The sequence below is a fragment of the Sphingopyxis sp. genome (genome assembly GCF_035565275.1).
Lineage (GTDB): Bacteria > Pseudomonadota > Alphaproteobacteria > Sphingomonadales > Sphingomonadaceae > Sphingopyxis.
Genome location: NZ_DATMST010000109.1, coordinates 1 through 8,510, shown reverse-complemented (window position 1 = coordinate 8,510; position 8,510 = coordinate 1). Strand labels below are relative to the sequence as shown.

The following is an 8,510-nucleotide window of genomic DNA, read 5'->3' as shown; positions in this document are numbered from 1 at the left end:
GCCAGCCGCGCCGGATCCGCGGCGCCCCGTGCCGGTCTTCGACAGCATCCCGCCCGATCTGCCCGCGCTGGGTCGCCCCGCGGTGCTGATCTTCAGCAAGACCAACGGCTATCGCCACGACTCGATTCCCGCCACCGTTGCCGCGATCGACGGCTTGGTCGCGGCGCGCGGGTGGGGCCGGTACGCCACCGAAAATGCCGCGATCTTCAACCCCGATCAGCTCGCGCGCTTCGACGTCATCGTGTTCGCCAGTGCGACCGGCGACCTGCTGACCCCCGGCCAGCGCGCCGCCTTCACGGGCTGGCTGGCGCGCGGCGGCGGTTTCGTCGGCGTCCATGGTGCGGGGGTCGACAGCCATCCGGGCTGGTACAAGGCGATCCTCGGTTACAATAAATTCACCGGCCACCCGGGCGGCGCCGACCAGTTCCCCGCCGCCGACATCATCGTCGACGATCGCAGCCATCCCGCGACGCGCCACCTGCCGCCGCGCTGGCGCTGGACCGACGAATATTACAGCTGGGACGCGCCGCCCGGACGTGGCGCGCATATCCTCGCCCGTCTCGACGAGACAGACATGAAGCTCGATCCCAAATACCGGATGGGCGACGATCATGCACTGATCTGGTGGCGCTGCGAAGGGCGAGCGCGCATCTTCTTCTCGGCGCTCGGCCACAAGCCGCAGGCATGGGCTGATCCGGTGCATCTGAAACTGATCGACGGTGCGATCGGCTGGGCCGCGCGGAAGGCGGGAAAGGGGTGCGGAACCACCCGATTGCGTTGAAAGGCATCGCTTCCCTATGCTCCCGCAAAGGCATAGACTGACGCGGTCCGGTCCGTACCGCATGGGAGAGTCGAACATGCGCTTTCTGACGCCCCTTCTGCTTGCCCCCCTCATTGCAATGTCCTGTGCTACCGGCGCGGCGGCGCAGGACAGCACCTCTCCGCCTGCCGGCAAATCGGACATCATCGTCATCGGCGAGGCGAACCGCGAACAGCGCGAACAGCAGGTGCGCGCCTTTGTCCGCGACCTGACCGACACGCGCGGCATCAATCCGGTCGCGCGCTTCGACCGCAACGCCGTCTGCCCCGCCGCAGTCGGGCTGACCGCCGAACAGGACAGCGCGGTAACCACGCGGATGCGCCGGGTCGCCGCCGCCGCGAAGATCCGGCTCGCGGTTCCCGGCTGCCGGCCGAACGCGCTCGTCATCTTTGCCCGCGACAAGCAGGAAACGGTCGAGGCGCTGCAACGCGAATATCCCGCCTACTTCCTCGGACGACCCGGCGACGATGCCCGGCCGGTCGAACTCGCCAAACGCCCCGGTCCCGTCGTCGCCTGGTATGTGCAGGATATCGTCGACCGCAACGGCACATCGGTGCCGGTGGACCTCGAGCTCGGCTACCGGATATTGAGCGAGGTCAACACGCCGTCGCGGATCAGCCCCACGACGCGGCCGGTCATCGTTGCTTCGGTCGTGGTGATCGAATATCGCGCGCTCGGCGGACTCACCACGACACAGGTTGGCGACTATGCCGCGATGCGCGCCTTCACCCGTGCCGACCCCGGCCGGCTGGAACAGCCCGGTATCTCGACGATCCTCACCATATTGGACGCACCGATGGGCAGCGACATCCCGCTGACCCTCACCCACTGGGACCTTTCCTATCTGCGCGGTTATAATGCGGTCAGCACCGACCGCTTCGCGCCGCAGCAACGCGCCGAAATCGGCAAGCGGATGCTCCGCGACCTCGAAGGGGCCGCACCGCCCGAAAAATAGCGTCCGCTATTTCTTCGCGCGCGCCGGCTTTTCCAGATTCGCCTCGACCGCCGCGCGGACCAGCGCCTTGAAGGCGGCCTCGTCGAGCTCCTGCCCTTCGTAAAGGTCGATCGCGCGCCGCGTGTTGCCGTCGAGGCTCGCGTTGAACAGCCGCGCCGGATCGGCGAGCGCGGCGCCCTTGGCAAAGGTCAGCTTGACCTTGTCCTTATATGTTTCGCCCGTGCACAGGATGCCCGCATGCTCCCACACCGGGACGCCCGACGGATTGGAAGGCTTCTGCCACTTCACCGTTTCCTCGACGTCGGGATCGGCGGCGCGGATCAGTGCGCGCAGCTTCGCCAGCACCGCGCCCCGCCAGTCGCCCAGCCCCGCTATCTTTGCATCGATCAGTTCCGCAGCCATGTCGATCCTCCGCTTACATCTTCTCGCCCGGAAGCGCGCTTGCCTGTTTTACCCAGCCGGCGAACTGCGCCTCGTCGACCGTATCGGCCTCGTGGATGTGGAAATAGCGCGTATCGCCGCTCTTCGACGCCACCGGCGGGACGGGATCGAGCGCCTGGCCGCGAAAGAAGGCGACCTTGATATATTTGTCATAGCAATGGATCGACAGAAACCAGCTGTCCTCGGGCTCGTCGGCGTGTCCGGCGCTATAGAGCGGCGAATTCCATTTGACCGCCTTTCGGACCCCCGGAACCGCACGTTCGATCAGCTTGTCGAGCCGCCGCCAGACGTCAGACTTCCACCCCGGCATTGCGTCGATATACGCCTGTACCGGCGCATAGCCATAGCCTTTCGGGATTTGCGGATTGCCCCCCGACAGCAGGACGGGCTTTTGGGCGGCCATGACATCGCACTCCTGTCTCTCATGCGCCAGCCATGAGAAAGCCATGACGGCGGCGAGTCAAGCAGCGGCGAAGACCTAACCCACGACCTCCGCCGTCGCGGCGCGCTCGATCGCGGGGCGCCAGTGCGGCCGCACCGGCAGCAGGAAGATTTCCGCCAGCACGCGTTCGATCTCGTCGGCGGTCAGATAGCGCCGGTCGATGCGGCCATCGACGAGGCGCGTCGTCAACCGGTTGTCGCGAAGGCCGTAACGCGCCTCGGAAGTCGTGCGCGCCGCGATCAGCTGGTGGCGAAAGTGCGAACCGGGGTGCGCCGACGTGTACCAGTTGCCGATCTCGTAATCGATAGCGGGCGGCGGGACATCGTCGAGAAGATAAAGCGTCCGCCATTCCTCCTCGATCCGCGCCGCGACCTGCCACGCCTCGCCCTGCGGCGTGACGCGATAGCTTTCATGCTGTGTCGGCTGCGCCTCCACGCTGTCCATCGCGAGCGGCCGGGGCGGAACCGCCGCGCCGAACCCGACATCCACCAGCCAGAATCGCCCATCCAGTCGTACCCGCACGACCATATGCGTGCGCGGGGTGGCGGGCGCATCGTCGGGCAGCATCCAGCGTACCCGGCCAAGCAGGCCATCGGCATCGAAGCCGATCGCCCGCAGCACACGCAGAAAAAGGCCGTTTTGTTCGAAACAATAGCCGCCGCGCCGCTGACCGATCAGCTTGGCGTCGACCGCATCCGCATCGATCTCGATCCCCGCGCCGGTCAGCGCATCGATCGCCTCGAACGGGATGGCCGCGATATGCGCGGCCTGAAGCGCCGCGAGCACGTCGAGCGTCGGCGCCACCGGGCCGTCGTAACCGATCCGCGAAAAATAGCGCGCCAGAAAGGCGGGCGCTGGCGAGTCCGGCGCATCCGGGCCGGATTCGTCCGGATCGGCAGAGGAGGTGGCAGGGTGATGCAGCATGAAAAGGCTCCGTTCGCGAATCAACTGCCCACCTTATGAAAGCTCAACACCGGTTGAGGTCAAGCGCGTGATTGCCAGCCGCCGCCCGGATGATATGCAGCGGTGGACCGGCAGAACAGCCGGCTGCGAAACGAGAGGCTGCGATATGCGAAAAGCTGGTGTCACTGCGCTGGCCGCAACAGTGCTTTTGTCGTCGGTCGGAGCGCGTTCACAGGACGCGGCCGCGGACCTTCGCGCATTTGCCGACGCGTTCGATGCGGCGCAAATCGCGCAGGATCGCGCTGCGCTCGAACGCATGGTCGCCGACGACCTCGTCTTTATCGACGGCAGCGGAAAGCGTTACGGCAAGGCGTTCTTCATCGACGGCTGGACCGGCGCCGACGATGATTATGACCCGGTCACCCTGCACGACCGCGTGATCCTCCCGCTCGGCAGCGACGCGGGGATCGCGAGCGCCGAGACCGTCCTTTCGGGCCGCTCGGCGGGCAAGCCGTTCCGGGCCCGCATTCGCTTCACCGACATCTTCCGGCGCAGCGGCGACAGCTGGCAGGCAACCTATATCCATGTGACGCGCATGGCGCCGGGCGCCGCCCCGCAGCCGTAACGCAAAGCCGCGCGGTCGCTGCGACATGCCGGCCGCCCATTGCCTTGCCGCCGCCGCGCAATCATAACCGGCGTATCGTTACACCGGAGACAGATCATGACTTTTCGCGCCCCCCGCCTGCTCGCGCCGGTGTTGATCGCGGCCCTCGCCCTGACCATGTCCGGCTGCAGCGGCGACAGCGAAAGCCGGGACGCCCCGCCTCCGTCCGAAACCGCCGTCGCGGCGGCTCCTCCGGCGACGGCCGGACAGCAAAAGAATGGCCCCGCGAACCCGGCGGCCGCTACGCCGGCCAAAACCGGCGGACCCGCGCTCACCGGCTATGTCGGCAAATATCTGTTCGACGAAGTCGACGGCGTCGCCTTCAACGACCATCCGCTGGTCAAGGCGGGCATCGCGGCGACGGTGACGGATGCGCGCGTCCGGCAGGCGATCACGAGCACCCCCGGACCCTCGGCGCCGATCGAGATGATCGACGGCAAGGTGGCCTCCTGGTCGTGCCAGCAGCACAAATGCGGCGAACATCAGTGGATGATTCTCGTCGATCCCGCCACCGGCGCCACCGACGTCTGCTATGTCAACGATCCTGCGATGACGAACGAGTCGCGCTGGTTTCTCGCGAGCGGCAGTGAAGAAACACGTCAGGGCGACTGCGCGTCGGAAAAGGGCGGATAGGCCCGACCCCCGGCCGAACCTGCGCTTGCAGCAAGGATTCGACTCCCGGCCCCGAAAAGAACATAACAGGAACATTGATCCGATTCGGAGGATGATCCATGGACCCGATGTTCCGCTATTTCCTCGGCTTTCAGCTTGCCGCCGATCGCGCCGGCTGGCTCGCGCGCCAGTTGCCGCGCGTACCGGGCGACCTGTTCGCCGGCCTCAGCCCCTATCGCTATCATCTGACGCTCTGCACGATTGCCGAGACGCTGGCCCCGCAACCCTTTCTGCGAGGCCAGGTCGCCAAGGCGTTCGATGCCGGCCTCCCCGCCGCGAGCCCGATACCGTTCGGCCGCATCGTGTCGCGCGGCGCCGGCGCCGAACTCGTCACCGCGGGCGCCATCGGTGCCATCCGCCAGGCATATGACGCGATCGTCGGACGGCTTGCTGCGCAGGGCATCGAACCGATGCACCGCAAATCGGGGCTGCGCCCGCATGTCACCCTCGGCTACGGCGAGTGCGAATTCGATCCGGTGCCCGTCGCATGGAACTGGGTGCCGCGCGAGCTGGTGCTCATCGAAAGCCATATCGGCCATCGCCGCCACAAGGTGCTGCAAAGCTGGTTACTGGCGCCGCCGGCGCAGGGCAGCTTCGACTTCATGGCCGAAGAACTGCCCGCGCCGCTGCTCCGCGCCGCCTGAAAAACAGGTCGAGTTTCGGTTCGGGGCGAGTCGAAAATGGTGAGGCTCCGTGAACCGGAGCGCAGCATACTTTAGTACGTGAGCACCGGAAGCGGGGAGCCTTGCCATTTGCAGGCCGCCATGGCCCGAAAATCGACCGGTTTCAGCTTTCGAGGCTATGCTCGAGCGTGATCTCGCAATCGAGCAGCTTCGATACCGGACAGTTCTTCTCGGCCTCCTCGGCGATCTTCGCGAATTCGTCGGCCGAAATCCCGGGCACCTTGCCGGTCAGCGTCAGCGCCGATTTGGTGATCGCGAAACCGCCGTCGACCTGATCGAGCGTCACCGCCGCGCTGGTCTCCAGCGTATCGCCTGAATATCCCGCCCGCGCGAGCCCGAACGACAGCGCCATGGTAAAGCAGGCCGCGTGCGCCGCGGCGATCAGCTCCTCGGGGTTCGTCCCCGGCTGTCCTTCGAAACGCGTTCCGAAACCATAGGGCTGCTTGTCGAGCACGCCCGATTTGGTCGTGATCGATCCCTTGCCTTCCTTGCCGAAGCCTTCGTAACGGGCCGATGCGCGATTGACGGTCATGATAATCTCCTTGGCTGGACGGGATGGCAAACGCGGGACTCGCGCCGATGCGTCATGCGACGATCAGCTTACGCGCCGCACCGACACGCTGCCACGCCTTTTCATGAAAGAAGAATGCGACGGCATTGATGCACGGCTCGATGATCGCGATGCCGCCGGCGAGTGCGACCGATCCGGTCATCACATAGGCAACGCTGAAGCCGATCGTCAGGTGGATCGTGAGGTAAGTAAAAGTCTTGGCGAGGTCAGTGGGCATGGCCCTTCTCCGGCAAGTGGCGAACCCGCTCAAGTTAAGAATGATTCGCAAAAAGTGCCAGACAGTGTTTCAGGTCACTCTGATCGATTTTCCCGCACGACGCCCGCGCGATCGAGTTCGGGCCCGAGCCGCCCGCTCAGCCAGAACCCCCACATCCGGAAATCGGCGGCGAGGCTCCACAGCGGATAGGTGAAGGTCGCCGGCCGGTTTTTCTCGACCCCGAAATGCGCGACCCAGGCAAAGAAATAACCCGCGAGCGGCAAGGCGATCAGCCATCCCCAGCGTCCGCTCAGGACCGCAGCGACCGCGATCACCATGACGAGGCTGGTGCCGACATAGTGCAGCGCCCGCGTCGACGCCTTGCTGTGCTCGCGCAGGTAAAAGGGCCAGAATTCGGCGAAGCTGGTGTAGAGCCGTGACACCGGAGAAAGATGTCGCGCAGGAACGACGAGGTCAAGTCGTCCGGCCCGCGCAGGCGGCGACGAAACCTACATCTGACGCTTCAGGCGCACCAGCGCCGTATCGAGCGCCTGCAGGAATTGCGAGCGATCGGCTTTCGAAAAGGGCGGCGGGCCGCCGATCTGGTCGCCCCCGGCGCGCAGGTCGGCCATGATCGCGCGCGTCGCGATCGCGGGGCCGATCGACGCCATGGTAAAGGGCTTGCCGTTGGGACCGAGCACGCTCGCGCCTGCTTTCAATGCGCGGTCGGCGAGCAATATGTCGGCGGTGACGACGATGCTCTGCGCATTCGCCGCCTCGGCGATCCAGTCATCGGCGGCATCGAAGCTGTCCGAAACGACGACCCGCTCGATCAGCGGATGGCCGGGCACGCGCAGCCGGCTGTTGCTCACGACCTTGACCGCCACCTCGTGCCGCCACGCGACACGATAGATTTCATCCTTCACGGGGCAGGCGTCCGCATCGACGAGAATGACGGGCGCGATCATCCGTGCAGTCCGTCCCACAGCAGTTTCGCACCGAGCAGCACCATCAGCGCATAGATGAGGACGTAGAAACGCTCGGGGTTCATCCGCTTCATCCAGTGCACCGTGAACAGCGTCGACACGATCGCGAGCGGCATCAGCAGCAGCGCCGCGACGATCACTTCGTGGGGGAAGGCACCAAGCGCGAGATAGGCGGGCACCTTCATCCAGTTGACGATCGCGAACAGGATTGCGCTTGTCCCGATGAAGGTCAGGTGCGGAAGTTTGCGCGGGGTCACCCACATCTGGAACGGCGGCCCGCCGGCGTGCGCGATCTGGCTCGTCAGCCCCATGATGCCGCCGAAGATCGTCCCCACCCACCCGGGCGACCGCGAGGCCGCGACGATCCGCCCGCCGCGTTCGACCCACAGGCGATAGAGGCCGAAGGCAAGGGTGATGGCACCCAGCGCCATCATCAGCTGCGCCTCGTTGACCCGCTCGGCGTAATAATATCCCGCGAGAATGCCGAGCGCCGCGCCGGGCAACATCCAGCTGATGATCCACCCGTCCCACGACTTGCGAAACGACCAGACGCTGATCACATATCGATCTCGCACCCGATGCCAGCCTCACCGCCATCGAAGCCGTGCTATTGGGTCGCGACGCCATGGGCGAGGATGCTCGCGACGCCCTGTTCCGCGACAATTGGCGTATCCGCCGCAACGGCCGGCTGGTGCATGCCGAAGCCACCCATATCGATGGCTCCGACCTCAGCCGCGACAATCCGGCGCTCCTGGCGGGTGCCCGTGCCTTTGCCACCATCATTCACTTTGGACCCGACTTGGCGCGCCGCCTCGAACAGGTCCGCGCGCTGCTGCCCGAGGGTGCGACAGCGGCTGCCAGTGTCAGCGGTGAACGTCTCGTCATACGAGCCATGGCAAATTCCGGGCTTGCGCTTCGCCGCACGATCGTTCCAATTCTTGGCGCACTGGCTCGCGCCGGCACTCTGCCGCGTCTCTGGCATCTTTAGGACATCTCGATGAATCTCACTCCGCGCGAAAAAGACAAACTGCTGATTGCCATGGCGGCCATCGTGGCCCGCAAGCGGCTCGAGCGGGGCGTCAAGCTCAACCATCCCGAAGCGATCGCGCTGATCACCGATTTCGTGGTCGAAGGCGCCCGCGACGGCCGCCCGGTGGCCGAATTGATGGAGGCGGGC

Annotated in this window: 15 protein-coding genes; 7 read left to right on the top strand and 8 right to left on the bottom strand. The window is 65.7% G+C overall.

Features of this window, described 5'->3' with window-relative positions; translation table 11 throughout:
* Together VN047_RS07495 and VN047_RS07490 are read left to right on the top strand one after the other, a co-directional pair.
* Window positions 1-781, top strand: a 781-nt coding sequence (locus VN047_RS07495; RefSeq protein ID WP_325541503.1) for a ThuA domain-containing protein, incomplete at its 5' end; no start/stop codon positions are given.
* A 76-nt stretch (window positions 782-857) separates the two neighbouring features.
* Window positions 858-1,775: a hypothetical protein gene (locus VN047_RS07490; protein WP_325541502.1), complete on the top strand. Its 918-nt coding sequence runs from the start codon at window positions 858-860 to the stop codon at window positions 1,773-1,775.
* Window positions 1,776-1,781: 6 nt separating this feature from the next.
* On the opposite strand, the gene VN047_RS07485 is transcribed toward VN047_RS07490, so the two are convergent.
* The 3 genes from VN047_RS07485 to VN047_RS07475 all read right to left on the bottom strand — a co-directional run bounded on the left by VN047_RS07485 (window position 1,782) and on the right by VN047_RS07475 (window position 3,582).
* Window positions 1,782-2,177, bottom strand: a complete 396-nt coding sequence (locus VN047_RS07485; protein WP_325541501.1) for a DUF1801 domain-containing protein — start codon at window positions 2,175-2,177, stop codon at window positions 1,782-1,784.
* A gap of 13 nt (window positions 2,178-2,190) precedes the next feature.
* Window positions 2,191-2,619 carry a DUF1801 domain-containing protein gene (locus VN047_RS07480; protein WP_325541500.1) on the bottom strand — a complete coding sequence of 143 codons (429 nt, stop codon included), beginning with the start codon at window positions 2,617-2,619 and terminating at the stop codon, window positions 2,191-2,193.
* Window positions 2,620-2,694: 75 nt separating this feature from the next.
* A complete protein-coding gene (locus tag VN047_RS07475) occupies window positions 2,695-3,582 on the bottom strand; it encodes an arylamine N-acetyltransferase (protein WP_325541499.1) in 888 nt (295 codons plus the stop codon).
* A gap of 145 nt (window positions 3,583-3,727) precedes the next feature.
* Between VN047_RS07475 and VN047_RS07470 the strand changes: the two genes are divergently transcribed.
* From VN047_RS07470 to VN047_RS07460, 3 genes are all read left to right on the top strand, one after another.
* Window positions 3,728-4,186, top strand: a complete 459-nt coding sequence (locus VN047_RS07470; protein WP_325541498.1) for a nuclear transport factor 2 family protein — start codon at window positions 3,728-3,730, stop codon at window positions 4,184-4,186.
* A 96-nt stretch (window positions 4,187-4,282) separates the two neighbouring features.
* Entirely contained in the window at window positions 4,283-4,858 is a 576-nt protein-coding gene (locus VN047_RS07465; protein ID WP_325541497.1) for a hypothetical protein, read from the top strand.
* Window positions 4,859-4,956: 98 nt separating this feature from the next.
* The gene (locus tag VN047_RS07460) at window positions 4,957-5,541 is read left to right on the top strand and encodes a hypothetical protein (protein WP_325541496.1); all 585 of its coding nucleotides are present in this window, start codon (window positions 4,957-4,959) and stop codon (window positions 5,539-5,541) included.
* 142 nt (window positions 5,542-5,683) lie between these two features.
* On the opposite strand, the gene VN047_RS07455 is transcribed toward VN047_RS07460, so the two are convergent.
* The 5 genes from VN047_RS07455 to VN047_RS07435 all read right to left on the bottom strand — a co-directional run bounded on the left by VN047_RS07455 (window position 5,684) and on the right by VN047_RS07435 (window position 7,908).
* A complete protein-coding gene (locus tag VN047_RS07455) occupies window positions 5,684-6,112 on the bottom strand; it encodes an OsmC family protein (protein ID WP_325541495.1) in 429 nt (142 codons plus the stop codon).
* 52 nt (window positions 6,113-6,164) lie between these two features.
* Entirely contained in the window at window positions 6,165-6,368 is a 204-nt protein-coding gene (locus VN047_RS07450; protein WP_325541494.1) for a DUF2061 domain-containing protein, read from the bottom strand.
* A gap of 74 nt (window positions 6,369-6,442) precedes the next feature.
* Complete coding sequence (locus tag VN047_RS07445) at window positions 6,443-6,790, bottom strand: DUF962 domain-containing protein (protein ID WP_325541493.1); 348 nt, start codon at window positions 6,788-6,790, stop codon at window positions 6,443-6,445.
* 66 nt (window positions 6,791-6,856) lie between these two features.
* A complete protein-coding gene (locus VN047_RS07440) occupies window positions 6,857-7,315 on the bottom strand; it encodes a YaiI/YqxD family protein (RefSeq protein ID WP_325541492.1) in 459 nt (152 codons plus the stop codon).
* On the bottom strand, window positions 7,312-7,908 hold the full coding sequence (locus VN047_RS07435; protein WP_325541491.1) for a sulfite exporter TauE/SafE family protein: 597 nt from the start codon (window positions 7,906-7,908) through the stop codon (window positions 7,312-7,314). Before VN047_RS07435 ends, VN047_RS07440 begins: the two co-directional genes overlap by 4 nt.
* A 29-nt stretch (window positions 7,909-7,937) precedes the next feature.
* On the opposite strand from VN047_RS07435, the gene VN047_RS22715 reads away from it, so the two are divergent.
* Both VN047_RS22715 and VN047_RS07425 read left to right on the top strand, forming a co-directional pair.
* On the top strand, window positions 7,938-8,321 hold the full coding sequence (locus VN047_RS22715; RefSeq protein WP_414712679.1) for an urease accessory protein UreD: 384 nt from the start codon (window positions 7,938-7,940) through the stop codon (window positions 8,319-8,321).
* A gap of 9 nt (window positions 8,322-8,330) precedes the next feature.
* On the top strand, window positions 8,331-8,510 hold a 180-nt coding region (locus VN047_RS07425; RefSeq protein ID WP_325541489.1), incomplete at its 3' end, for an urease subunit gamma.